24 protein-coding genes are annotated in these 23,149 nt (G+C 71.3%); 11 read left to right on the forward strand and 13 right to left on the reverse strand.

The window, feature by feature from the left end; all coding sequences use genetic code 11:
• The first annotated feature begins 61 nt into the window (after window positions 1-61).
• Entirely contained in the window at window positions 62-1,525 is a 1,464-nt protein-coding gene (locus ABD331_RS24265) for a family 43 glycosylhydrolase (RefSeq protein WP_344478709.1), read from the forward strand.
• Between the two features lie 137 nt (window positions 1,526-1,662).
• Window positions 1,663-2,688 (forward strand): LacI family DNA-binding transcriptional regulator, encoded by a 1,026-nt coding sequence (locus ABD331_RS24270; protein WP_425566030.1) that lies wholly within the window; start codon window positions 1,663-1,665, stop codon window positions 2,686-2,688.
• A gap of 37 nt (window positions 2,689-2,725) precedes the next feature.
• On the opposite strand, the gene arfA is transcribed toward ABD331_RS24270, so the two are convergent.
• Window positions 2,726-4,216 (reverse strand): arabinosylfuranosidase ArfA, encoded by a 1,491-nt coding sequence (gene arfA / locus ABD331_RS24275; RefSeq protein ID WP_344478711.1) that lies wholly within the window; start codon window positions 4,214-4,216, stop codon window positions 2,726-2,728.
• Window positions 4,217-4,522: 306 nt separating this feature from the next.
• On the opposite strand from arfA, the gene ABD331_RS24280 reads away from it, so the two are divergent.
• From ABD331_RS24280 to ABD331_RS24290, 3 genes are read left to right on the forward strand one after another with little or no spacing between them, the layout of a single operon-like run.
• Entirely contained in the window at window positions 4,523-5,854 is a 1,332-nt protein-coding gene (locus ABD331_RS24280; RefSeq protein ID WP_344478713.1) for an extracellular solute-binding protein, read from the forward strand.
• On the forward strand, window positions 5,854-6,774 hold the full coding sequence (locus ABD331_RS24285; protein ID WP_344478715.1) for a carbohydrate ABC transporter permease: 921 nt from the start codon (window positions 5,854-5,856) through the stop codon (window positions 6,772-6,774). The genes ABD331_RS24280 and ABD331_RS24285 overlap by 1 nt, the downstream gene beginning before the upstream one ends.
• Entirely contained in the window at window positions 6,771-7,604 is an 834-nt protein-coding gene (locus tag ABD331_RS24290) for a carbohydrate ABC transporter permease (protein ID WP_344478718.1), read from the forward strand. The genes ABD331_RS24285 and ABD331_RS24290 overlap by 4 nt, the downstream gene beginning before the upstream one ends.
• On the opposite strand, the gene ABD331_RS24295 is transcribed toward ABD331_RS24290, so the two are convergent.
• Both ABD331_RS24295 and ABD331_RS24300 read right to left on the reverse strand, forming a co-directional pair.
• Window positions 7,598-7,900 (reverse strand): VOC family protein, encoded by a 303-nt coding sequence (locus ABD331_RS24295; RefSeq protein WP_344478720.1) that lies wholly within the window; start codon window positions 7,898-7,900, stop codon window positions 7,598-7,600. The genes ABD331_RS24290 and ABD331_RS24295 overlap by 7 nt on opposite strands.
• Window positions 7,901-7,976: 76 nt before the next feature.
• Window positions 7,977-8,663 carry a DUF6348 family protein gene (locus ABD331_RS24300; RefSeq protein WP_344478722.1) on the reverse strand — a complete coding sequence of 229 codons (687 nt, stop codon included), beginning with the start codon at window positions 8,661-8,663 and terminating at the stop codon, window positions 7,977-7,979.
• Between the two features lie 223 nt (window positions 8,664-8,886).
• Here ABD331_RS24300 and ABD331_RS24305 point away from each other — a divergent pair, with 223 nt between their 5' ends.
• The 3 genes from ABD331_RS24305 (at window position 8,887) to ABD331_RS24315 (ending at window position 12,223) form a co-directional block, all read left to right on the forward strand.
• A complete protein-coding gene (locus ABD331_RS24305; protein ID WP_344478725.1) occupies window positions 8,887-10,065 on the forward strand; it encodes a glycosyltransferase family 4 protein in 1,179 nt (392 codons plus the stop codon).
• 165 nt (window positions 10,066-10,230) lie between these two features.
• A complete protein-coding gene (locus ABD331_RS24310; protein ID WP_344478727.1) occupies window positions 10,231-11,112 on the forward strand; it encodes a D-alanyl-D-alanine carboxypeptidase family protein in 882 nt (293 codons plus the stop codon).
• A gap of 49 nt (window positions 11,113-11,161) precedes the next feature.
• The gene (locus tag ABD331_RS24315; RefSeq protein WP_344478730.1) at window positions 11,162-12,223 is read left to right on the forward strand and encodes a WD40/YVTN/BNR-like repeat-containing protein; all 1,062 of its coding nucleotides are present in this window, start codon (window positions 11,162-11,164) and stop codon (window positions 12,221-12,223) included.
• A 274-nt stretch (window positions 12,224-12,497) separates the two neighbouring features.
• Here ABD331_RS24315 and ABD331_RS24320 read toward each other — a convergent pair whose 3' ends face one another.
• On the reverse strand, window positions 12,498-13,127 hold the full coding sequence (locus ABD331_RS24320) for an alpha-ketoglutarate-dependent dioxygenase AlkB (protein WP_344478732.1): 630 nt from the start codon (window positions 13,125-13,127) through the stop codon (window positions 12,498-12,500).
• 171 nt (window positions 13,128-13,298) lie between these two features.
• Here ABD331_RS24320 and ABD331_RS24325 point away from each other — a divergent pair, with 171 nt between their 5' ends.
• Window positions 13,299-14,066, forward strand: a complete 768-nt coding sequence (locus ABD331_RS24325) for a VOC family protein (RefSeq protein WP_344478734.1) — start codon at window positions 13,299-13,301, stop codon at window positions 14,064-14,066.
• Window positions 14,067-14,397: 331 nt separating this feature from the next.
• Window positions 14,398-15,876, forward strand: coding sequence for an MFS transporter (locus ABD331_RS24330; protein ID WP_344478737.1), 1,479 nt, complete (start codon window positions 14,398-14,400; stop codon window positions 15,874-15,876).
• Here ABD331_RS24330 and ABD331_RS24335 read toward each other — a convergent pair.
• The 9 genes from ABD331_RS24335 to ABD331_RS24375 form a co-directional block, all read right to left on the reverse strand.
• The gene (locus ABD331_RS24335) at window positions 15,859-16,401 is read right to left on the reverse strand and encodes a CGNR zinc finger domain-containing protein (protein WP_344478739.1); all 543 of its coding nucleotides are present in this window, start codon (window positions 16,399-16,401) and stop codon (window positions 15,859-15,861) included. The genes ABD331_RS24330 and ABD331_RS24335 overlap by 18 nt on opposite strands.
• Window positions 16,402-16,583: 182 nt before the next feature.
• Window positions 16,584-17,657, reverse strand: coding sequence for a WD40 repeat domain-containing protein (locus tag ABD331_RS24340; RefSeq protein WP_344478741.1), 1,074 nt, complete (start codon window positions 17,655-17,657; stop codon window positions 16,584-16,586).
• 5 nt (window positions 17,658-17,662) lie between these two features.
• Complete coding sequence (locus ABD331_RS24345; RefSeq protein WP_344478744.1) at window positions 17,663-18,796, reverse strand: hypothetical protein; 1,134 nt, start codon at window positions 18,794-18,796, stop codon at window positions 17,663-17,665.
• Window positions 18,797-18,850: 54 nt separating this feature from the next.
• The gene (locus tag ABD331_RS24350; RefSeq protein WP_344478746.1) at window positions 18,851-19,324 is read right to left on the reverse strand and encodes an SRPBCC family protein; all 474 of its coding nucleotides are present in this window, start codon (window positions 19,322-19,324) and stop codon (window positions 18,851-18,853) included.
• Window positions 19,321-19,443, reverse strand: a complete 123-nt coding sequence (locus tag ABD331_RS24355; protein ID WP_344478748.1) for a hypothetical protein — start codon at window positions 19,441-19,443, stop codon at window positions 19,321-19,323. The genes ABD331_RS24350 and ABD331_RS24355 overlap by 4 nt, the downstream gene beginning before the upstream one ends.
• On the reverse strand, window positions 19,440-19,775 hold the full coding sequence (locus ABD331_RS24360) for an ArsR/SmtB family transcription factor (protein ID WP_344478750.1): 336 nt from the start codon (window positions 19,773-19,775) through the stop codon (window positions 19,440-19,442). The genes ABD331_RS24355 and ABD331_RS24360 overlap by 4 nt, the downstream gene beginning before the upstream one ends.
• A gap of 39 nt (window positions 19,776-19,814) precedes the next feature.
• Window positions 19,815-20,552 (reverse strand): SDR family oxidoreductase, encoded by a 738-nt coding sequence (locus ABD331_RS24365; RefSeq protein WP_344478752.1) that lies wholly within the window; start codon window positions 20,550-20,552, stop codon window positions 19,815-19,817.
• Window positions 20,553-20,620: 68 nt separating this feature from the next.
• Window positions 20,621-20,980 carry a DUF2203 domain-containing protein gene (locus ABD331_RS24370; RefSeq protein ID WP_344478754.1) on the reverse strand — a complete coding sequence of 120 codons (360 nt, stop codon included), beginning with the start codon at window positions 20,978-20,980 and terminating at the stop codon, window positions 20,621-20,623.
• Between the two features lie 9 nt (window positions 20,981-20,989).
• Complete coding sequence (locus ABD331_RS24375) at window positions 20,990-21,670, reverse strand: GntR family transcriptional regulator (protein WP_344478756.1); 681 nt, start codon at window positions 21,668-21,670, stop codon at window positions 20,990-20,992.
• Window positions 21,671-21,763: 93 nt separating this feature from the next.
• Here ABD331_RS24375 and ABD331_RS24380 point away from each other — a divergent pair, with 93 nt between their 5' ends.
• Window positions 21,764-23,086, forward strand: coding sequence for an MFS transporter (locus ABD331_RS24380; protein WP_344478758.1), 1,323 nt, complete (start codon window positions 21,764-21,766; stop codon window positions 23,084-23,086).
• Window positions 23,087-23,149: the final 63 nt, after the last annotated feature.

A 23,149-nucleotide genomic window follows, 5' to 3' on the forward strand; every position in this document is an offset into this window, starting at 1 on the left:
AACAATCGCGGCACCTCCGCAAAAACGCCGCGAAATGTTAGCGCTACCAAGGAGTCCCGCCATGCTCCGCAGAATCCTGGCAGCCCTGTCGCTCCTCCTCTTAGCCCTGGTGGTCCCCGGCACCGCGCCCGCCCAGGCGGCCACCTCCTACACCAACCCCATCAAGTCCCAGAAGGGCGCCGACCCCTGGCTGACCTGGTACGACGGCAACTACTACCTGATCACCACTAGCTTCACCAACACCCTGGTCGTCCGCCGCTCCCCCACCCTCGGCGGCCTCGGCACCGCCCCGAGCATCCAGGTCTGGCAGGACGCCACCGCCTCCCGCGGCACCAACTTCTGGGCCCCTGAGCTGCACCAGTTCAACGGCCGCTGGTACATCTACTACTCCGCCGGCGCGGTCGGCGCCGCCTGCTGCGACAGCCAGCGCACCCACGTGCTGGAGAGCGCGGGCAGCGACCCCCTCGGGCCGTACACGTACCGGAACATGCTGTCCGGCTCCAACCTCACGCCGGGCGGCTGGCTGATCGACGCCAGCCCGATGACCCTGAACGGCTCCCTGTACCTGCTCGGCAGCGGCTTCGTCGCGGGCAGCCAGCAGAGCCTGGTGATCGCGCCGATGAGCAACCCGTACACGCTCGGCTCCAGCACGTTCAGCCGGATCTCCAGCCCCACCTACGGCTGGGAGACGCAGGGCGGGACGGTCAACGAGGGGCCGGAGGCGCTGCAGCGCGGCGGGCAGACGTTCGTGATCTACTCGGCCAGCGCCTGCTGGGGGCCCGACTACAAGCTCGGGCAGCTCACTTACAACGGCGGCGACCCGCTCAGCGCGTCGAGCTGGGTGAAGAAGGCGACGCCGGTGTTCCAGCGCTCAGGCAGCGTGTACGGCCCCGGCCACAACGGCTTCTTCACCTCGCCCAACGGCGCCGAGAGCTGGATCGTCTACCACGCCAACAGCTCCAGCGGCGGCGGGTGCGACAACAACCGCACCACCCGGGCGCAGAAGTTCACCTGGAACGCCGACGGCACGCCCAACTTCGGCGCCCCCGTCGCCACGGGCGTCTCCCTGGCCGCGCCCGCCGGTGAGACGGCGGCCACGCCCAGCGCGTACACGCTGGTCAACCGCAACAGCGGCAAGTGCCTGGAGGTCGCGGGCGGCGGGACGGCGGACGGCGCGAACATCCAGCAGTGGACCTGCAACGGCGGCGCCAACCAGCGGTGGCGCGTCGAGGATCAGGCCGACGACACCAGCCGGCTGGTGAACGTGGCCACCGGCAAGGTCGCCGACCTCGCCAACTGCGCCGCCGCCGACGGCACCGACATCCGGCAGTGGAGCTGGCTGAACAACACGTGCCAGCGGTTCCGGCTCGTGTACACGGCGTCCGGGGGGTGGGTGCGGATCGTCAACGCGGCCACCGGCAAGGTCGCGGACGTGGCCGACTGCGGGACGGCGGACGGGACGGACGTGCGGCAGTGGAGCTGGCTCGGCAACAACTGCCAGCAGTGGTCGATTCGGCCCGTCTGACGAAGCCCTTCGCGCGGCGGCTTGCCGGGTGCGGTCCCGCCGGGCACGGTCCCGGCGCCTGCTCGGCGACCCGCCCATAATGATCGCGCGCTCGCCCCTTCCGCCTGTTAGCGTTACCGCTGAGGGGGTGAGCCGCGGTGAAATCCAAACCGGGCAGGCCTGCGGTGCTGATGGACGTCGCCGTGCTCGCCGGAGTCTCCACGATGACCGTCTCGCGCGTGCTCAACACGCCCGATCTCGTACGCGCCGAGACCAGGGCCCGCGTGCTGGCCGCCGTCCGCGAGCTGGACTACCGGCCCAACCAGGCCGCCCGCCAGCTCGTCACCGGCCGCTCCGGCGTGCTCGGCGTGGTCAGCATCGACACCACCCTGTACGGCCCCGCCTCCACGCTCTACTGCATCGAGCAGGCCGCCAGGCACGCCGGCTACAACGTCAGCATCGCCAGCCTCAGCTCACTGAACCGCAGGTCGATGGAGGAGGGCGTACAGCGGCTGCGCACGCAGGCGGTCGACGGCGTGATCATCGTCGCGCCGCACGAGTCGGCCGCCGACGGGCTGCGTCACCTGCCGCCCGAGATGCCGGTCGTCGCGGTGGACGCCGGCGACGACATCCCCGTCCCCGTGGCCAAGGTGGACCAGCAGGCCGGGGCCGCCCGCGTCACCCGCCACCTGCTCAGCCTCGGCCACCACAGCGTGTGGCACGTGGCGGGGCCCGCCGACTGGCTCGACGCCAACGGCCGCATCGAGGGCTGGCGCGGCGTGCTGGAGTCGGCGGGGCGGCCGGTGCCCGAGGTGCTGCGCGGCGACTGGAGCTCCCGCTCCGGCTACCAGCTCGGCCGCCGCCTCGCCACCGACCCCGACGTCACCGCCGTGTTCGTGGCCAACGACCAGATGGCGCTCGGCGTGCTGCGGGCGCTTCGGGAGGCGGGGCGGCGGGTGCCCGAGGACGTGAGCGTGGCGGGGTTCGACGACATCCCCGAGTCCGCGTACTTCTGGCCGCCGCTGACCACCGTACGGCAGGACTTCGGGGAGGTCGGGCGGCACGCGTTCCACATGCTGCTGGACCGGATGGCGGGGGCCGAGCCGGAGGCGCGGCGGCTGGTCGAGCCCGAGCTGGTCGTCCGCGAGAGCACCGGCGCCGCGCCGCCTCGTCAGACGGCCTGACGCGCCGCCGCGCCGTCCGGCGGAGGCGCGCGCCGCGCTACGCGAGCCGGATCACGTTCCACGACACCGGGGGCAGCAGCACCCGCAGCGGATCGGCCTCCACGTCCCCGTTGGCGCGCGGCGTGATCCGCCCAGGCTCGTCGGCCGAATTACCGGCGTAGACGTCCGGGTCGGTCAGTGTGCTGGCCTCGACGATGCGGACGCCACCGAGCGCCCGGGCGTCGATCTCCAGCGACAGCGGCGTGTCCACCGACCGGTTGACGGCGAACAACGTGGTGCCCTCCGCGGAGTGGGTGGCGACCGCGTGCAGCAGCGGCACCTCCCCGTACGCCTTCGTCTCGTACACCGGCGAGTCCGGCTCCACGCGCAGCACGTCGCCGGCCGCGTGGCGGGACGCCTGGGCGAAGGGGTGGAAGGTGGTCTGGCGCCAGGCGCGCCCGCCGGGCTCGGTCATGATGGGCGCGATGACGTTCACGAGCTGGGCGAGGGAGGCGGCGGTGACGCGGTCGCTGTTGCGCAGCAGGGTGATCAGCAGGCCGCCGAACGTCACGGCGTCGGCCAGGTGGTAGTGGTCCTCCAGCAGGGGCGGGGCGACGGGCCAGTCCTGCGGGGCGCCGGCGTCCTGAAAGCGGGAGATGTACCAGACGTTCCACTCGTCGAACGAGATGTTGATCTTCTTGCGGGACTTGAGGCGGGCGCCGACGCTGTCGGCGGTGGCCACGACGGAGGAGATGAAGTACTCCATGTCGGCCGAGCTGGCCAGGAAGCTGCCGAGGTCGCCGTCCCGTTCCTGGTAGTAGGCGTGGCAGGAGATGTAGTCGACCAGGTCGTAGGTCTCCTCCAGCACCTCGGCCTCCCACGTGCCGAACGTGGGCATGCTGGAGCTGGAGCTGCCGCAGGCGACGAGCTCGAGTTCCGGGTCGATCATGCGCATGGCGCGGGCGGTCTCGGCGGCCAGCCGGCCGTACTCGCGGGCCGTCTTGTGGCCGGTCTGCCAGGGGCCGTCCATCTCGTTGCCGAGGCACCACATCCTGATGTCGTGCGGCTCCTTGGCGCCGTTGGCGACGCGCAGGTCGGACAGGGTGGTGCCGGAGGGGTGGTTGGCGTATTCGAGCAGGTCGAGGGCTTCGGCGAGGCCTCGGGTGCCGAGGTTCACGGCCATCATGGGCTCCACGCCGGCCTTGCGGCACCAGCGGACGAACTCGTCGACGCCGACCTCGTTCGTCTCGGTGCTGTGCCAGGCCAGGTCGAGGCGGCGCGGGCGCTGGGCGACGGGGCCGATGCCGTCCTCCCAGCGGTAGCCGGAGACGAAGTTGCCGCCCGGGTAGCGGACGGTGGAGACGCCCAGCTCCCTGGTGAGGTCGAGGACGTCGCGGCGGAAGCCGTCCTCGTCGGCCGTGGGGTGGCCGGGCTCGTGGATGCCGGTGTACACGCAGCGGCCGAGGTGCTCGACGAACGTGCCGAAGGTGCGCCGCCGTACGGGGGCGACCTTGAAGGCGGGGTCGAGGGTGAGTCTGGCCTGATGCACGGAGGGGGCTCCCTGTTTCTCGGGCGTTTCGTGGTCCCGATTGTTAGCGTTATCACAGGAGTGGGTCAAGGGGGTGCGGACCGCCGCAACCGGTTGCGGGCGGACCCTTGACATGCTGCTTGTTACCGCTAACACTCGGGTAACCCCGCTGAAACAACGGGGTCCGCGCGGCGGCCGCCGAGATCCGGACGGCTCGCCCTGTCGCCTTCGCGCCGCGCGCGAAAGGCCCGTTCATGGCTGCCCTGAACCCTCTAGATGTTAGCGAGAACATGGCCAAGCGATAGCTCGGTGAAGGAAGAGGCCCCAGTGCACGGTCCCCCCGATATCACCCGCCGGCACCTTCTCGGCGGCAGCCTCGCACTGCTCGGCGCCGCCGCCACGGGATGCGCGATCCCCGTGGGGCTCGGTTCGTCCCAGACCCGCGTGCAGTACTGGCACTTCCTCGGCGCCAGCGACGGCATCATCATGAACAAGATGGTCCAGGCGTTCGCCAAGGACGTTCCCGGCACCTTCGTCGAGGAGAACGTGCTCGCCTGGGGCGAGCCGTACTACACCAAGATCGCCATGGCGGGCTCCGGCGGGCGCTCGCCCGACCTGGCCACCTTCCACCTCGCCCGGCTGGCCGGGATGGGCGCGGGGCGGATCCTCGACCCCATCAACACCAGGCTGATGGAGGAGGTCGGCCTGCGGGCCGCCGATTTCAGCCCGCCGATCTGGGAGCGCGCCCAGCTCGACGGCGTCCTGTACGCCATCCCCTTCGACGCCCACCCGATGGTGCTGTACTACAACACCGACCTGTGCGGGAAGGCCGGCGTGCTCGGCCCCGACGGCAAGCTCACCCCCACCAAGGGCGTGGACGAGCTGATCGCGCAGCTCAACAAGGTCAAGCAGGTGATGGGCGGCAAGCCGCCGCTCGCCTTCGACGCGCTCGGCCTGGGCACCGTGGGCCCCTGGCGCGTGTGGTGGTCGCTGTACTCGCAGAGCGGCGGGTCCCTGCTGACGCCGGACAACGCCAAGATCGCCATCGACGACGCCAAGGCCCTCGACGCGTTGCGGCTGATGCGGCGGCTCGGCGAGGAAGGACTGTGCGACTGGCGTACGGACTACGGCGCCTCCGTCGCCAAGTTCACCAACGGCGAGGCGGCGTTCCTGTGGAACGGTGACTGGGAGACCACCGGGCTGAAGGAACGCAAGACGCCGTTCAGCATGACCCGCTTCCCCAGCGTCTTCGGCGGATGGTCGGCGCAGGCCGACTGTCACGCCTTCGTGCTGCCGCACCAGCGCGACCGGGATCCCGAGGTGGAGCGGGCGACGTACGAGTTCATCGCCTACCTGGTCAAGAACAGCGCCGACTGGGCGGTGGCCGGGCACGTGCCCGCGTACCTGCCGGCGCTGGAGGAGCCCGACTACCTCGCGCTGCAGCCGCAGTCGGAGTACCGCTCGGTCATCACCGAGGTCGCCCTCGACCCGCAGGTGTGGTTCGCCGGCTCGGCCTCGCGGATGTGGATCGAGTTCGGCGAGGCGTTCTCCCCGATCATCGGCGGGTCGCGCACGCCCGAGGAGGGCCTGGCCGCCGCCAAGGCCGCGATGAACCGGCTGCTGACCGCACCGGACCCCTTCCCCGACGAGGAGCGCTGATGACGACCACCGTCGCCGCCCCGCCGACCGCCGCCCCCGTCGCCACGCCCAAGGTCCGGCGCGGCTGGACCCAGCACGGGATGGTGTTCGTCGCGCCGTTCCTGCTGATCTACCTGGCCTTCCTGGTCTGGCCGACGCTGCTCGGCTTCCAGATGAGCCTGTCGAGCGTGAACATCGCCGGCGGCAACAACCACTTCGTCGCCTTCGACAACTACGTGGAGGCGTTCGGCGACCCGCGCATGTGGCGCTCGCTGTGGAACACGGTGCTCTTCACCGTGCTGAGCACGATCCCGCTGGTGTTCCTCGGGCTGGTGTTCGCGCTGCTGGTGCACAACCTGCGGTTCGTGCAGTGGCTGTGGCGGCTGTCGTTCTTCGGGCCGTTCCTGCTGCCGTCGGCGGTCGTGTCGATCCTGTGGCTGCAGATGATCTACCCGCCCGACTACGGCCTGATCAACGGCACGCTCGGCACCGACGTGCTGTGGCTGGGCGACCCGGCCGTGGCCATGTGGTCGATGGTGCTGACCACCGTCTGGTGGACGGTCGGCTTCAACTTCCTGCTCTATTTGGCCGCCCTGCAGTCGATCCCGCAGCACCTGTACGAGGCCGCCGCCATCGACGGCGCCTCCGCCTGGGACAAGCTCCGCTCCATCACCCTGCCGCTGCTCGGCCGCACCACCGCGCTCATCGTGGTGCTGCAACTGGTCGCCTCGCTGAAGGTGTTCGACCAGATCTACCTGATGACGGGCGGCGGGCCGCAGGACTCCACCCGGCCGATCATCGAGTACGCCTACGACGTCGGCTTCACCGATTACCGCACCGGCTACGCCTCGGCCGTGTCGTACATCCTGTTCGCCCTGATCGTCATCGTCTCCCTGGGCCAGCTCCGGCTGTTCCGCAAGCGCGAGGAGGCCGCGTCGTGACCAAGCGGTTCAGCGTCAGCCAGCTCATCCTGCTCGTCATCGCCCTGATCCTCGCGGCCATCTGGCTCGCCCCGGTCCTCTGGGCCGTGGCCACCTCGCTCAAACCGGAGGACGAGACCACCAAGCTGCCGCTGGAGTGGTTCGGCAGCGAGATCACCTTCGACTCGTACGCGCTGGTGCTGGGCACCGGCGGCATCGTCAAGTGGGCGATCAACTCCACCGTCACCGCGGTGATCGTCACGTTCCTGACCGTGCTGTTCTCGGCGATGGCGGCGTACGGGTTCGCGCGCACCCAGTTCAGGGGCCAGCGGGCGCTGCTGGCGCTGATCCTGGCCGGGATCATGGTGCCGCCGCAGGTGCTGATCGCGCCGCTGTTCGCCGAGATGGTCACGCTGGGGCTGGTGGACACCTGGTGGGCCATCATCCTGCCGCAGGTGGCGGCGCCGCTGATCGTCTACATCCTGTTCAAGTTCTTCCAGGACGTGCCGCCCGAGCTGGAGCAGGCCGCCTTCGTGGACGGGGCCGGGCGGTGGCGGGTCTTCTTCACCATCGTCCTGCCGCTGTCACGCCCGGTGCTGGCCGCCGTGTCGATCTTCACGTTCATCACCACCTGGAACAACTTCCTGTGGCCGTTCCTGGTCTCCACCGACCCGAACACGATGACGCTGCCGGTCGGGCTGGCGAACGTGGTGCAGGGGACGTTCGGGCTCCGGTACGCGCAGATCATGGCGTCGGTGGTGCTGGCCGGGTTGCCGCTGCTGGTCGTGTTCGTGATGTTCCAGCGGCAGATCGTCCGGGGTGTGGCGCACACGGGCCTCGCCGGTCAGTGACCGTCGCGCACGAGGACCTCGACGGCGCGCCCGTCGGGGTCCTCCAGCACGTGGCTGCCTGCCTTGAACCCCTGCAGGTCGTCCACCTCGAAGCCGAGCCGCACCCGTCCGGTCCGCCGGTCGGGGGCGGCCGGGTAGAGCTCGACCACCAGCCCGTCGTCCAGCACCGCGGCGTAGTGGCGTGGGCCGTCGCCGTGCTGCTCGGGCCGGAAGTCCAGGCCCAGTGAGCCGTAGAACGCCCGGCATTCCTCGACCCGGCCGGTGTAGATCACGATGAGGTTCGCCCGCAGCGCCATCTGGCCAGGCTAACGGCTCGTGATCATGTGCGGGCGCGCGGGTCGCTCCCTGGTGCGGCTCACTCTCTGGTGCGGGTCACTCCTGGTGGACGAGCAGGACGAACGTGCGGGCGTACGAGACGCCGCCCGCCGGGCGCGGCCACTCCAGCTCGGCCAGCGCCCGCGACCCCGCCTCGTGACAGACGCCGTTCACCCGGACCTCGGCCGTCTCCGTGCCGTCCCCGCCGCCGAAGAACGCCTTCACCCCCACCAGGTGCTCCCGTTCGAGCGTGCCCTTGAGCGCCGGCGCCAGGTGCGGCAGCAGGACGTGCTGGACCGCCCACTTCTGCACCGAGTCGTGCTCGTCGCCCGTGCCCCAGCCGACGATGCCGCCGTGGATGGCGTGCCAGCCGGGGAAGCCGTCGGGGTCGTCCGGGGCGAAGTGGGCGGCGTGGGAGCCGTCCTGGACGAGCAGCTCCAGCAGGGCGCCGCCGGTCGTGCCGAGCCACATCCGGATCGCCCGGTCCACGGACTCCTCGACGGTGGCGCCGTAGCCGGTCACGCAGTCGGAGACCGTGGTGTCCTGCGGGCGGTCCACGTTGAGCACGAAGTCGAGGTCGAGGTGCGCGGGGCTGCCGGTGTGGTCGGCGCCGAGGCGGACGGCGAGCGTGCCGGGGCCCTTGGCCAGGCCGTCGCGGACCTCCCACGGCTGTCCCGTGGCGGCGCTCAGGTGCTCGGCGACCCTGCCCAGAACCACCTCGTCCGCCGGCCGTACGCCGTCCATGCCGCACCCCTCGCCTCGCGCTCGCCTCGTCACCCGCCAGGCTAGTTGATCATCGGGGCCGGGGGTGGCGAACCCGGCGGCTGCCGGGAGCCCCTGCTTCGGCGTTCCCAGGGAACTGCCAGGAACGCCGGGTAGTCTGCCTCTGCATGAATCGGCCCCGAGTTCCCGTTCCCGCTGGTCCGGACGCCGGAGTGCCCGGCCGCGCGCGCCGTGAGCGCCGCCCGTGAAGATCCGCTACCTCATGCTGCACGCCTTCGGCATGGGCGGCACCATCCGCACGGTGGTCAACCAGGCGAACGCGATGGCCGCCGCCGGCCACGACGTCGAGCTGGTGAGCCTGGTACGGCGGCGCGAGAACCCCCAGTTCAGGCTGGACCCCCGGATCACCGTCAGCACCCTGGTCGACCAGCGGGGCGGCCGTCAGCCCGACTCGGTGGCGCGCAAGGCGTGGCGCCGGGTGCGCGGGAAGATCGTGCCGCGCGGCGAGTTCGCGGCCGACTACTTCACCGAGCGGGTGGAGTGGGCCGCCATGGAGTACGTCTCGGGGCTGCGTGACGGCATCCTGGTCACCACCCGTCCCGCGCTCAACCTGATCTCCGCCCGGCGCGCCCAGAAGACGGTCATCCGGGTCGCGCAGGAGCACATGAACCTGTCGGCCTACCCCGACACCATCCGCAGGGAGATCGCCCGCCACTACCACCGCTTCGACGCGATCACCGTGCTGACCAGGACGAACCGCCTGGAGTACCAGCGGCTGCTGCCCAGGACCCCGATCGTGCAGATCCCGAACGCGGTGCACAAGGTCGAGCAGCGGCCCTCCCGGCAGGCCGAGCCCGTGGTGATCGCGGCCGGGCGGCTGGTGCCGCAGAAGGGGTTCGACCTGCTGATCGAGGCGTTCGCGCAGGTGGTGGCGGAGCATCCGGAGTGGCGGCTGCGCATCTTCGGCACCGGGCCGCGCAAGGGGCAGCTCACCGGGCTGGTCGAACGGTACGGGCTGGGCGGGCACGTGTCGCTGCCCGGCCGTACGGACCGGCTGGAGCAGGAGCTGACCGACGCCTCCGTGTACGCGCTGAGCTCCCGCTTCGAGGGGCTGCCCATGGTGATGATCGAGGCCATGACGCATGCCCTGCCCGTGGTCGCCTTCGACTGCCCGACGGGGCCGGGGGACGTACTGACCGACGGGGTGGACGGCGTGCTGGTGCCGCCGAGGGACGTGGACGCGCTGGCCGCCGCGCTGAACCGGGTCATCGCCGACCGGGAGCTGCGGGTGCGGATGGGGCGGGCGGCGCGCAGGACGTCGCGGGCGTACGGGCCGGAGCAGGTGATGCCGTTGTGGGAGGACCTGTTCTCCGAGTTGGCGGCGGGCGAGCGCGTCGCGGACAACTTCTGGCACGGACGGTGACCGCCGTACCTCTCGCGGATCTTGGAACGACGTACGGGAGGACGTCTGTGATTTTTTACCTTTTTTCAGCTTTCTCGACGCTGTAGGGGTTTTCGGGGGGTTAAGGCGCGAAATTTCGCTTTTTTTGGTCAAAACCACCCCAAGGCGGGCGGCATTCTGTGCCGTATGCGTCATCGGAAAGCTTTTCTGGCCGCCACGGCAGGCGCTCTTGCCCTGGTCACAGGGCTGACCGCGCCCGCTCTCGCACACGCCGCCACCACCCCCTCGGCCGCCACCATGGACGTGGACGCGCCCGCCGTGTACGGTCGCGCCGCCTACCTCATGGACGCCTCGTCCGGCGAGGTCCTGTACGACAAGAGCGGCGCCGAGCGGATGCCGGTCGCCAGCCTGACCAAGACCATGACCGCGTACGTGGTGCTGCAGGCCGCCAAGCCCACGGACGTGGTGCGGATCACGCGCGCGGACGTCGCGTACGCGGAGGACGGCGGCGGCACCACCGCCGACCTGCGCCCCGGCGACCGCCTCACGGTCGGCGAGCTGCTCTACGGCCTGATGCTGCCCTCCGGCGCCGACGCCGCCCACGCGCTGGCCCGCACGTACGGGCCGGGCGTCCAGGGCTTCGTGGCCCGCATGAACGAGACGGCGCGCTCGCTCGGCATGAACGACACCCACTACCTCAACGCCGACGGCCTGCCCACCCCCCGCGGCGACGGCTACTCCACCGCGCGCGACCAGTCCGTCCTGGCCGCCAAGGCCCTGCGGATCCCCCTCATCAAGCAGGTGGCCGGCACCCGCCGGCACGACCTCGACGCCACCGGCGAGCACCGCTCCTACGACTGGCGCAACACCAACCGCCTGCTCGGCACCCCGGGCGCGATCGGGCTGAAGACCGGCTTCACCAGGGCCGCGGGGTACTGCCTGGCGTTCGCGGGCGAGTCGGACGGGCGGGTGCTGGTCGGCGTCCTGCTGGACGAGTCGGTCTCCAGCCGCCGCTTCACCACCGCCTCGGCCCTGCTCTCGTGGGGCACCGCCCACCAGTCCGCCTGACATCCGGCGGCCATGGACCGCGTTGATCCTTTGGGCTAGTTTGCCCGACATGAAGCTTCGAATCGCGTTAGGCGCGCTGTCAGCGTCCCTCCTGCTCGCCGCCCCGCTCCCCGCCCACGCCGCCGGCCCGCCCCGGCTCGGCTGGGAGCTCAAGGACACCGGAGTGACCGCGCGCCTGCGCGGCCTGTCGCCCGTCAGCCGGAACGTGGTGTGGGCCTCGGGCTCGGCCGGAACCGTGCTCAGGACCGTGGACGGCGGACGTACCTGGCAGAACGTCTCCCCGCCCGACACGTCCGCGCTCCAGTTCCGCGACATCGAGGCGTTCGACGCGAACCGCGCCGTCGCCCTGTCCATCGGCGCCGGCACCGACTCGCGCGTCTACCGCACCCAGGACGGCGGCCGGACCTGGACGGAGACGTTCAGGAACGACGAACCGCAGGCGTTCTACGACTGCCTGGCCTTCTTCGACCACCGCCACGGCCTGGCCATGAGCGACCCGGTCAACGGCCGCTTCCGCATCCTGTCCACGCGGGACGGCGGGCGGAGCTGGCAGGTGCTCCCGTCCGACGGGATGCCGGAGGCGCTGCCGGGCGAGGCCGGGTTCGCGGCCAGCGGGCAGTGCCTGGTCGCCTCGCCCGGCGGGCGCGACGCCTGGCTGGCCAGCGGCGGGGCCTCGCGCGCCCGCGTCTTCCACTCACGCGACCGCGGCCACACCTGGACGGTCACCGACGCCCCCATCCCCGGCGGCGACCCCGCCCGGGGCGTCTTCGGGCTCGCCTTCCGCGACCGGCACCGCGGCATCGCCGTCGGCGGCGACTACCGGCCCGAACAGCAGTCGCCTGACGCCGGGGCGGTCAGCCGGGATGGTGGTGACTCGTGGCAGCCGTCGTCCGTTCCTCCGCCTGCTTATCGGTCGGGGGTCGCGTGGCTTCCTCAGCTTCCCTTCGCCGCCGTGGCGGTGGGGCCTTCCGGGAGTGATGTGACGTACTCGGGTGGGAGGGTTTGGGAGAGTTTCGATGGGGGGTCGTTCGACACAGTGGCTTGTGCGGAGGATCGGTCTTGTTGGGCGGCGGGAGAGCAGGGGCGGGTGGCCCGGCTGACGGTCAAGTAGGGACAGCCCCTGCGGCGGCGCGCCTCGCGACGGCACGACACCCGACACCCGGCACCCGGCACCCGGCACCCGACACGCAGCATGCGGTGCACGCGCACGACACGCTGCGCACCGCCGCACGACACCCTGCGCACCGCCGCACGACACCCTGCGCACCGCACCGCACCGCACGACACACCGCACCGCACGACAGGGCACGCACCGGGCCGCAGGCGGCTCACCCGACAACGCGGGCGCAGGCCGGGCTGAGCCGGGCGGCGGCGGTGCGTCAGTGTCAGCGCACCCCCCGAGGCCGGAACTGGATGCTGATGCGCGGCCCCGACGGCCGCGAGGTCTTCGGAATCGCATGCTCCCAGGTCCGCTGACAACTCCCACCCATCACGATCAAATCCCCATGCCCCAGCTCATACCGAACCGACCCCCCACCGCCCCGAGGCCGCAGCACAAGAGCCCGCGGGCTGCCGACCGACACGATGGCCACCATGGTGTCCTCCGTGCTGCCCCGCCCGATGGTGTCGCCGTGCCACGCCACGCTGTCGCGCCCGTCCCGGTAGAAGCAGAGGCCCGCCGTACGGAAGGGCTCGCCCAGCTCGGAGCCGTAGTGGCCGTCGAGCGCGCGGCGGGCGTCGGCGAGGACGGGGTCGGGCAGGGGCTCGTCCTCGTCGTAGAACTTGAGCAGCCGCGGCACGTCCACCACCCGGTCGTACATGCGCCGCCGTTCGGCGCGCCACGGCACGTGCTCGGCGAGGCGTTCGAAGAGGGTGTCGGCGCCCGTCAGCCAGCCCGGGCGCAGGTCGATCCAGGCGCCGTGGTCGAGGTGCGTGCGGCGGACGGTGTCGCCGAGAGGCCCGATGCCGAGCTCCTCGTCGAGGGCGAGCAAAGAGGCTTGGAACGCGGCTTTCATGGGGTCGAGTGTATGCGATACTTCAAACACCTATTCGATTTGAGCGAAGGGACTTTTTCGATCGACAGGTCGTACAACGCTGGGGGGCACCGGATATGAGTGGCGTCGGCCCTCGGCCCGCACCAGAGGTGAAGAGGCCACCCACCGCTTCGTCACGCGAAGGAGCAGGCCATGCTCACCACGCACTACCTACCCGGCTCCCCCTGCTGGGTCGACGTCAGCAGCCCCGACCCCGAGGCGTCGGCCGCCTTCTACACCGGGCTGTTCGGCTGGGATCTCGTCTCGCTGGGTCCCGAGCACCGGAATTACCGCTTCTGCCAGCTCGGCGGGCGGACGGTCGCCGGCATCAGCCCGGAGGGTCCGGCCCGGGGCGCTCCGGCCTGGCTGACGTACTTCCAGGCGCCCGACGCCGACACCATGGCGAAGGCGATCGAGCAGGCGGGCGGCAGCGTCCTGGCGGCGCCTTACGACATCGCGGGGCAGGGGCGGATGGCGCTGTTCGCCGATCCGGCCGGGGCGTCGTTCGCGGTCTGGCAGCCGGGCGCGACCAAGGGGCTGGGGCTGGTCACGGACGCGGGCTCGCTGGGCTGGGTCGAGCTGTACACGCCTGATCCCGTCGGCATCCGCGCCTTCTACCAGTCGGTGTTCGGCTGGCGGATCGAGGACCTGCCGATGGGCGACACGTCATACCCGGTGATCTCGCCCGCGGAGGGCGACGAGTCGTCGGCGGCGGCCGGGCTCGCGCAGCTCCAGGCGGGTGATCGGCCGCATTGGCTGCCGTACTTCGAGGTTCCCGACTGCGATGCGGCGGTGGCGGCGGCGCAGCGGCTCGGCGCGACGACGCAGACCCAGGCGACGACCACGGAAGGGGTTGGGCGGATGGCGTTCCTGGCCGATCCGTTCGGGGCGCGGTTCGCGGTGATCGCCAGCTCGGCCTGATCGTCGGCTCGGCCCGGTTGCGATCCCGGCCCGACCGCCAGCTCTGCCCAACCGCCAGCCCTGCCCAGCCCGACCGTCAGCCCGACCTGATTGCCAGCCCTGCCCGATCGCCAGCTCGACCTGATTGCCGACTCGGCTTGATCGCGAGTCCGGCATGATCGTCATGTTGGCCTGAGGGCCGCCGGTCGGCCTGCACGCACGCAGTTCGTGCAGGCCGCCCCTCCCCGGCATGGGTGAACGCCCAGCTCAGGAACTTGAGCCCGGGTACTCATTCCCTGGGGGACGCCTGCCTAACGTACGAGGCGGCGCGTGCTCATGTAACGTCTTGGCCATGTTGACCCGTTACATGGCCGGGGCCGTGATGGCGCGTACCGGTGATGAGATGTCCGGGCCCGCGCTGCTCGTGACCGGGCTGGCCGTCACCGGGTCGCCGCTGCTGGCCTCGTCGGTGCTGGCGGGGCTGACCGTGTCGGCCGCCATCGGCGGGCCACTGCTCGGGGTGCTGCTCGATCGGGCCCGGCGGCCGGGGTGGGTGCTGGGGTGGTGTCTGGCCGGGTACGCGGCCGGGCTGATGGCTGTGGTCGGCGGGATGGTGGAGGGGGTGCCGGGGGGCGTTCTGGTGGGGGTCGCGGTGGTGACCGGGCTGCTCGGGCCGGCGCTCACGGGCGGGTGGACGGCGCAGCTTCCCCTGGTGGTGGCGGGGAGCGGGGGGTTGGGGCGGGCTACGGCGTTCGACTCGATGAGTTACAACGTGGCGGGGTTGGCTGGGCCTGCGCTGGTCGGGGTGATCGCGTCGGTGGGTGATCGTGGGGGTGACGCTGGTGGGGGTGTGATGGCGGTGATGGTGAGCGTCGGGTTGCTGATCGTCGCGCTGCCTGCCGCTCTCGGGCTGCCCTCGGCTCGGGTGGCCGCTTCCCCTGGCGCCTCTCACAAGGCGGCTTCGACCGACGCTTCCCCTCGCGCGCTCCCTGACGCCTCTCACAGAGCGGCTCCGGTCGGTACGTCGCCCGCCACTTCCCCTCGACCGCCCTCGGCTGCGATGGCCGCATCCCCCAGCACGCTGCCTGACGCCTCTCATGAAGGGGCCGATGCACCGCCCGCCGCTTCCTCTCGTCCGCCCTCGGGTGGTGTGCCTTCCGGCGGCCAGGAGCCGTCCTCGGTCGGGCGGCGCGCGGTGGGTGGGTGGCGGGTGGTTCGGGACGAGGTGCGGGCCGGGTTTCGGGCGATCGTGTCGAACGGGGCTTTGCGGCGGGCCACTGCGGCGTCCATGGTGTCGTGTTGTGGGCTGGCCATGATGGTCGTGTCCGCGCCTGTGCTCGGTGGCCGGGTGAGCGGGGGAAGCGGGCTTGGCGCGTTGTTGCTGGCCGTCACCGCCGCGGCCGGGCTGGTGGCCAACGCCGTTCTGGCCGTTGTCTCTCGACGGGGCGGCGCGGTCTCCCGGTGGGAAGGGGTGCAGGCGGCGGGGACGGCGGTGCTGGGGGTCGGGATGGTGGTGATGGCCGTCTCGGAAACGTACTGGATGGCCGTGGTGGGGGCCGCGGTGGCGGGGGTGGGTGAGGGGCCGCAGCTCACCGCGCTCTTCGCGGTACGTCATCGGGAAGCGCCCGCTCGGCTGCGGGGTCAGGTCTTCACCACGGGAGCCAGTTTGAAGATCACTTCGTTCGCGATCGGTTCGGCGCTGGCGGGGCCGCTGGCCGCGTACTCGGTGAGTCTCGCGCTGCTGGCCGGTGCGGCGCTGCAGGCGCTGGCCGTCGCGGTGCTCATCGCCCCGCGGTGGGCGGACGTGCGGCGGTCAGCGGGTGGCGGGTGAGGTGCGGGAGCGGTGGGCGGCGACGCGTTCCCTGGTGGCGCAGCGGGTGCTGCAGTAGCGGCGCGGGCTGCCGCCGCCCACGTCGAGGTACGGGCGTCCGCAGCCGGTCGACGCGCACAGCCCGCCCGGTATCCGCTGCTGGTCGGCGAGCAGCACTGCCAGGGCCATGGCCGACGACGTCAGGAACCACTCCGCCCATGGAGCGTCGTCCGCGCTGTCGACGTGCAGGTGCCAGCTGGTGGTGCCGTCGTGGCTGGTCAGGCGGGGAGGGCGGGCGGAGTGTGCGAGGAGTTGGTTGAGCTGGGCCGCCGCCTCGCCAGTGGTGGCGGCGGCCAGTACGTCGCGCAGGTGTGCCGCTGCTGTGCGCATCGCGGTTATGTCGTCGTCGGTGAGGTGGAGTTCTCCGGTTTCGCCGTGTTCGCGTAGGACGTGGGTTACCGAGGCGATGGATGGCGGCTCGTACAGCAGTGCCACGCAGAGGTCCACGGCCCGCACGGCCATCGCCTTGGTCGAGAACACCTTCACCGTTGCAGGGTATGTCGGAGCAGTGGGGCGGTGTGGGGCGAAGCGCTTGCGCCGCGGGTGCCGAAGCGTTGTCGCCGCGCCTGCCGAAGTTCCGTCGCCGCGTTCGGCAGAGCGCTGTCACCGTGATGGAGAGCGCTGCCGCCGTGTATGGCGGAGCGCTGCCGCTGCGTGTGCCGAGTCGGTCAGCCGCCGCAGGCCGCGAAGAAGAAGGAGTCGCGCAGGACCGTGTACCGGTCGCGGACCCGCACCGTGCCCGTCGCCGTGTCGATCTGCACGATCGTCATCCGGGTCGAGCCGGACGCGTCGCTGGTCAGGTGGGCGGTGACCTGCGTGTCGCCCGTCCAGTCGAGCATCTGGACGTCCCCGGCGGGCAGCTTGACGCGCTTACGGCCGGCGAGCTGGTCGCCCTCCGAGTCGTAGGTGACCAGCTCCGCCTTGGAGCCGGACAGCAGGCTGGCCACGGTACGCCCGTCGCCGGCCAGTGCCTGCGGGACGTTGGCCGCGATGACCTGTGGCGGGGTGACGCGGCGCAGCTCCTCGCCGGTGTCGGAGTGGATGACCAGGTCGGTGACGTTCTCGGCGCCCTCGGCGGTGGCCAGCAGTTCGTCGCCGTCGCCGCTGAAGCCGAGCACGGACGACTCGGGAGGCAGGGTGCCGAGCAGGTTGCCGGTGGCCGTGTCGAAGATGCGGGTTCCGGAGGGTTTGTCGCCGCCGACGACCGCGACGAGCCGGGCGCCGTCGTCGGACAGCAGCAGCGTCACCTCGTACTGCGCCACCTTGGGCAGCGCGTCCGCCGCGAGCCGCTTGACACCGCCGCCGAGGGTGCGCACGGCGAGGGGGCCCTGTTCGGTGAAGTACGCGACCCGCCGGCCGTTGCCGCTGACCGCCACCGGGGCCGGGACGTAGCGGTTGGGTGAGCCGTTGGCCTCCTTCGCCACGCCTTGGGCGTCGGGCAGGGTGGTGCGGCTGCCGTCGTGCATGACGAGCCGCCAGTCGCCGCACGGCCTGGCGCCGCCGCCCTTGACGGGGCAGCTCTTGATGGAGGCGTACCGGATGCTGTGGTTGTGCGCCGTGTGGGTGGACGTTGCGTGCACAGGCACCGTGTGCGCGGACGTTGCGTGCGCAGGCGTTGCGTGTGCGAACGCCCCGTGCACAGACGCCCCGTGCACAAGCGTCGTGTGGGCGGACGCCGGCCAGGTGAGGGCTGGGGTCAGGGCCGAGGCGATGGCCAGTGTGGTGATGGTTTTGATGCGCATGTCGTTCACTCCCCCGCAACCGCGAACGTGTAGTTCTTGCCGATTTTGTACGTCTCGTCCTGAGTGACCAGCCCGTGTCCGGGACCGACGGTGAGCACCCGTATCACCGCCGAGTTCCCCACGTCCGCAGTCTTCGCGTAGGTGACCCTGAGGCGAGACCCCTCCCACCAAGCGCTCGAAGGCGACAATTCACGCCCGACCGGCACGTCCACCCCCTCGGACAACTCCCCCGTCGCCAGGTCATAGGTGCGGATCCGCGCCTTGTCCCCCTGGACGAGCACCGCCACCGTGGTTCCGTCGGCGGCCAGCGCCCAGGCGGCGGCGTTCACGACGACCTGGGGTGGCGTGCTGCGGATCGAGTCATCGCCGGGCCCGAGGGCGTACAGGGCGGTGGTGTTGTCGTCCATCTGCCGCGTGGCCAGCACCTCGCCGCCGTCGGCGCTGAAGCCGAGCACCCCGTACGTGGCCGGAAGCGTGGCGGTCTCTCCCGTGGCGACGGTGACGACCTTGGTGGGCAGGCGGCCCTCGTCGTCGTAGTAGTCGATCAGCACCCGGTCCCCCGAGGGGGACAGCCGGACGGCCAGCTCGTCGCTGCCGATGCCCGCAGGTCTGGCGGACCTGGGCAGTGTGGTGGGCGGGCCGCCGGCGACGGGCTGGACGACCAGGCGGTGGTCGCGGGCGCGTTCGTACAGGATGACGCTGCCGTCACCGCTGACGGCGAACGTGCCCGCGTGGTGCGCCCGGCGGCCCTTGCCGTCGACGCCTCGGGCGGCGGCGGCGCGCACCGTGACCTGGCGGCCGTCGCGCAGGCTCAGTCGCCAAGACCCGCAGGGGTCGGTGTCCTGGCGTTTCTTGTCGTAGCAGCTTTTGACCCAGGCGGCTCTGGCCACCGGTTGCGCGCCCCACAGGTGTGCTTGGGCAGCGATGGCCGCGGGTGTCTGGGCGGCGAGGGCCGCATGGGCCGGGGCGGCAGTGACCGCGTGGGCCGGGGCGGCGGCCGCGTGCCCCTGAGTGACACCGACCGCGAGTGTCGGGGCGGCGAGGGCCGCAGGGGACGGGGCGGCGAGGGCTGTGGGGGGCGGGGTGGCGAGGGCCGCGGGTGTGAGGAGTGCGGCGGCGATCAGTGAGGAGTGCCTCATGGCTGTGGTCCTTTCCCTCACCCCCTTAGAGTCGGACCCGGCGTGGCCGGTTGGTCACAGATGGGACACGAGCAGGGCGGCGAGCCGGTCCATCGACTCCCGGCCGCCGCGGGGCCCGTCGGCGCGGATGATCGCGTCGCGGGCCTCCACGGTCGGGTGCACGGAGCGGGCGGTGTAGCGGGTCCGGCCGTCCGTCCGCGTCAGGGTGACGGTTTCGAGCGCGACCTCCTCGGGCGCGCCTTCGAACTCCCACGTCCGTACGTAACGCTCGGGCGGGACGACGGCGTGGTAGACGCCGCTGAACCCCCACTCCCGGCCCTGGGCGTCGGCGTTGACGAACCGCCACCGCCCGCCCGGCGTGACCTCCATGCGGTCGACGCGGGTGGTCAGGAAGTTCGGCCCCCACCATCGCGGGATCAGCGCCGGATCCGTGACGACGCGGAAGACCAGGTCGGGCGGGGCGTCGAAGTGCCGGATCATGACGATGTCCTGCCGTCCGGGCTCGATCACGAAGTCGGTGTCAGTCACGCTGAGGTCCTGTCCATGACGATGTCCTGCTGCCCCGGCTCGATCACGAAGTCGGTGTCAGTCACGCTGAGGTCCTGTCCATGACGATGTCCTGCTGTCCCGAACTCGGTGCCGGTCACGCTGACGGTCCTTCCTGGATGCGCCGGATCTCTTGTTCCAGCCGGTCGAACCGCCCGCTCCAGCGTTCGCGGTACCGGTCGATCCAGGCGGAGGCGGTCTCCAGGGGCGCGGTCTCCAGGCGGCAGGGCCGCCACTGGGCGTCGCGGCCCCTGCTGATGAGGCCCGCCCGCTCCAGCACCTTGAGGTGCTTGGAGACCGCCTGGAGGCTCATCTCGAACGGCTCCGCCAGCTCGTTGACGGTCGCCTCCCCCTCGGCCAGCCGCGCCAGGATCGCCCGCCGCGTCGGGTCGGCGAGCGCGGCGAAGGTGAGGCTGAGCTGGTCGTCGGGCATGCTCGGCGGTCTTCCTGTCAGGCGGACGGTGCGATCACCTTAGTGGTCCACGATCGTGCCGCAGGAGATGTTGAGTGTGGCCGAGGTCATGGCGGCGGCCAGGTGGGAGGCGGCGAACGCGGCCACGTTCCCGACGTCGGCGAGCGTCGCGGCGCGCTTGAGCAGGGTGGCCTCGGCGATGGCGGCGGTGATCTCGTCCCTGGGGCCGAAGCCGTCGGGCAGGCTCTCCGGGATGCCGCCGGTGACCAGGGTGAGGACGCGGACGCCGGCCGGGCCGTACTCGCACGCGAACTGGCGGCGCATGCTCTCCATGGCGTCGAGCGCCACTTTGAGCCCGCCGAGCCCGGGTTGGGTCTGCGGCCCGCCGCCGCCGAACATGAGGATGACTCCGCCGCCGGTCGGCATGTGCCGGACGGCGGCTCTGGCGGTGAGGAACTGGGTGCGGGTGGCCACCTCGATCGGCCGCAGGAACTCGGCGGCGGAGATCTTGCCGAGCGGGCGTTGCACGTCCTGGATGCCGATGGCGTTGAAGGAGACGTCGATGCGGCCGGCGCGTTCGGCGACGGAGCCGGTGAAGGCGTCGACGGCGGCCTCGTCGAGCGCGTCCACCTGGGCGGCCTCCGCCCCGGGGAGGGTGGCGGCGAGCGCGTCGAGCTTGTCGCGGGTGCGTCCGGCGAGGAAGACGCGGGCGCCTTCGCGGGCGAAGGCCCTGGCCGCCGCGCCGCCGATCGATCCGCCCGCGCCGTATACGACGGCGATCTTGTTGTCGAGGAGCATTGTATTCAACCTCCTGGTTAATCAACCTATAAGTTGAATACACGCCATGACGAAGGACGTCAAGGCCCCTACAGGGGACGGCGGCCGGCGAAGCCCAGCTCCGTACGGTGGTACCAGCCCAGCTCGCGCTCCCCCTCGATCCAGCACAGCCGCACGGAGGCGCCGTCGAGCAGCGAGGGGAAGTCGACCAGCACCGGCGCGATGCCCTTGACCTCGATGCCCTGCTCGTTCCACCCGCTCAGGATCTCCTCGATCCTGGCCTGCAGCCCCTTCAGCTCGGGCAGGCCGCCCAGCTCGGACCGGCCGCCGGTGCGCCGCTGGAAGTCGATCTCGGCCAGGTCGGCACGGGCCGCGATCAGCTCCGCGGCCTCCGCGATGACCGCCGGGAGCAGCGCGCGGGCCTCGTCGAGGGTCAAGATCCGCTCCATGGGGCCACGTTAGCGGTTCGGCTCGTAGGCGTGGATGAGCAGCCGCTCGGCATGGTGCAGGTAGTCGTCGAGGTAGGCGGCGGCCTCCTCGGGCCGCCCCGACTCGATCAGCTCGATGAGGGCGAGGTTGCGCTCGACGAACGGCTCGTGGAAGGCCCGCGGGTTCTCCATGACGTGGAAGACCAGGCGCAGCTCGGCCAGGAGCTGGCGCATGGCCTCGTCGATCCGCGGGCTGTCGTTCAGCGAGACGAGCGCCTGGTGGAAGCGGATGTTGGCGGTGCCGACGGCCTGCCAGTCGTCGGCGGCGGCGGCTCTGCGGGCGTCGGCCACCGCCTCCTTGATCGTGGTCAGTGCCTCCTCCGACGGCTTGCGTCGTACGGCGGCGCCTTCCAGCACGCGGCGGACGCGGTAGAGGTCGAGCACGTCCTCGACCGAGGGCAGCCGGACGAACACCCCCCGGTTGAGCCGGTGCTCCAGCAGCCCCTCGTGGCCCAGCAGCCGGAACGCCTCGCGCAGCGTGTTGCGCGACACGCCGAGCCCTTCGGAGATCGACTCCTCCGACAGCCGCTGGCCGGGCTGGAAGAAGCCCTCGCTGATGCGGTCGCGCAGGATGTCGGCCACTCGCTCCGCCGTGCTGCTGCGACCCAGCCGGGAGCGGTCCTGGGACAGGTCGGCAACCACGTTATCCACATTTAACAGGGAATCATGGAGCAAAACTCTTGTCGAATTGTTCAACGATTCCTATGTTGATGACTATCCCCCCTCAACTCAAGGAGCGATCGGATGTCAGGCTCCCCCCAACAGACCCGGCGGGTGATCCTCGCCAGCCTGATCGGCACCTCGCTGGAGTGGTACGACTTCTTCCTCTACACCACCGCGGCGACCCTGGTCTTCCCCACGCTGTTCTTCCCGTCGCTCGACCCGTTCAACGCCGTCGTGGCGTCGCTGACCACCAACGCCGTGGCGTTCGTGGCCAGGCCGCTCGGCGGCATCGTGTTCGGGCACTTCGGCGACCGGGCCGGCCGTAAGACCGTGCTGGTGGTGACGCTGCTGGTGATGGGCGTCTCGACGTTCCTCATCGGGGTGCTGCCCGGCTACGCCGCGGTCGGCGTGCTGGCCCCCGTCCTGCTCGCGCTGCTGCGGTTCGTGCAGGGGCTCGGGCTCGGCGGCGAGTGGGGCGGCGCGGTGATCATGTCGCTGGAGCACGGCGACGGCCGCCGCCGCGGCTTCAACGCGAGCTGGCCTCAGGTCGGCGTGCCCGCCGGGTACGTGCTGGCCACCGGCCTGCTGACCATCCTGTCCTTCACGCTGTCGGACGCGGCGTTCCTGTCCTGGGGCTGGCGGGTGCCGTTCCTGCTGTCCGGGGCGCTGGTGTTCGTCGGCCTGTGGGTGCGGCTGCGGATCACCGAGTCGCCGCTGTTCGCCGAGCTGGAGCAGAAGGGCGCCAAGGCGCGGATGCCGCTGCTGGAGGTGCTGCGCACGCACCCGCGCGCGCTGCTGTCGGCCTTCACCGCGCGGATCGGGGTGGACGTCGCGTTCTACACCTTCACCGCGTACATCATCGTCTACATCACCGGTCAGCTCGACCTGCCTCGCTCGTACGCGCTGAACGCCGTGCTCATCGGCTCGGCGCTGCAGCTCGGGCTGATCCCGCTGGCCGGCGCGCTGTCCGACCGGTACGGCCGCCGCCCCGTCTACTTCGCCGGCGTCGTCGCGGCGGCGGTGTGGGTGTTCGTCTTCTTCCCGCTGCTCGACACCAAGTCCTTCCCGCTCATCGCGCTGGCCGCCGTGGTGGCGCTGATCACGCACGCCGCCATGTACGGGCCGCAGGCCGCGTTCATCGCCGAGCTGTTCAGCACCCGGCTGCGCTACAGCGGCGCGTCCATGGGGTACCAGGTGGCCGGGATCGTCGGCGGCGCGCTGGCCCCCATCATCGCGCTGCAGCTCTTCCAGGCGTTCCAGACGACGGTCGCGGTCTCGATCTACGTGGTCGTCGCCCTCGCCATCACGGCCGTGGGCCTGGCCATCGCGCCGGAGACCCGTGACCTCGACCTGGCCGAGCCGCCGTCCAAGACCAAGACGCCGCAGGTGGGCCCGTACGCCTAACCCGTCATAGACCCGAATGCCGCGAAGGAGCGCGGGCGGCGGCTGCCAACGCCGCCCGCGCGG

Origin of the sequence: Nonomuraea monospora, assembly GCF_039531895.1 — a bacterium.
Taxonomy (GTDB): domain Bacteria; phylum Actinomycetota; class Actinomycetes; order Streptosporangiales; family Streptosporangiaceae; genus Nonomuraea; species Nonomuraea monospora.

Coding starts and splice junctions, on each gene's coding strand:
- ABD331_RS24265 (WP_344478709.1), top strand. CDS start 62: ATGCTCCGCAGAATCCTGGCAGCCCTGTCGCTCCTCCTCTTAGCCCTG.
- ABD331_RS24285 (WP_344478715.1), top strand. CDS start 5,854: ATGACGACCACCGTCGCCGCCCCGCCGACCGCCGCCCCCGTCGCCACG.
- ABD331_RS24295 (WP_344478720.1), bottom strand. CDS start 7,900: ATGGCGCTGCGGGCGAACCTCATCGTGATCTACACCGGCCGGGTCGAG.
- ABD331_RS24300 (WP_344478722.1), bottom strand. CDS start 8,663: ATGGACGGCGTACGGCCGGCGGACGAGGTGGTTCTGGGCAGGGTCGCC.
- ABD331_RS24310 (WP_344478727.1), top strand. CDS start 10,231: ATGCGTCATCGGAAAGCTTTTCTGGCCGCCACGGCAGGCGCTCTTGCC.
- ABD331_RS24315 (WP_344478730.1), top strand. CDS start 11,162: ATGAAGCTTCGAATCGCGTTAGGCGCGCTGTCAGCGTCCCTCCTGCTC.
- ABD331_RS24320 (WP_344478732.1), bottom strand. CDS start 13,127: ATGAAAGCCGCGTTCCAAGCCTCTTTGCTCGCCCTCGACGAGGAGCTC.
- ABD331_RS24325 (WP_344478734.1), top strand. CDS start 13,299: ATGCTCACCACGCACTACCTACCCGGCTCCCCCTGCTGGGTCGACGTC.
- ABD331_RS24330 (WP_344478737.1), top strand. CDS start 14,398: ATGTTGACCCGTTACATGGCCGGGGCCGTGATGGCGCGTACCGGTGAT.
- ABD331_RS24340 (WP_344478741.1), bottom strand. CDS start 17,657: ATGCGCATCAAAACCATCACCACACTGGCCATCGCCTCGGCCCTGACC.
- ABD331_RS24345 (WP_344478744.1), bottom strand. CDS start 18,796: ATGAGGCACTCCTCACTGATCGCCGCCGCACTCCTCACACCCGCGGCC.
- ABD331_RS24360 (WP_344478750.1), bottom strand. CDS start 19,775: ATGCCCGACGACCAGCTCAGCCTCACCTTCGCCGCGCTCGCCGACCCG.
- ABD331_RS24365 (WP_344478752.1), bottom strand. CDS start 20,552: ATGCTCCTCGACAACAAGATCGCCGTCGTATACGGCGCGGGCGGATCG.
- ABD331_RS24370 (WP_344478754.1), bottom strand. CDS start 20,980: ATGGAGCGGATCTTGACCCTCGACGAGGCCCGCGCGCTGCTCCCGGCG.
- ABD331_RS24380 (WP_344478758.1), top strand. CDS start 21,764: ATGTCAGGCTCCCCCCAACAGACCCGGCGGGTGATCCTCGCCAGCCTG.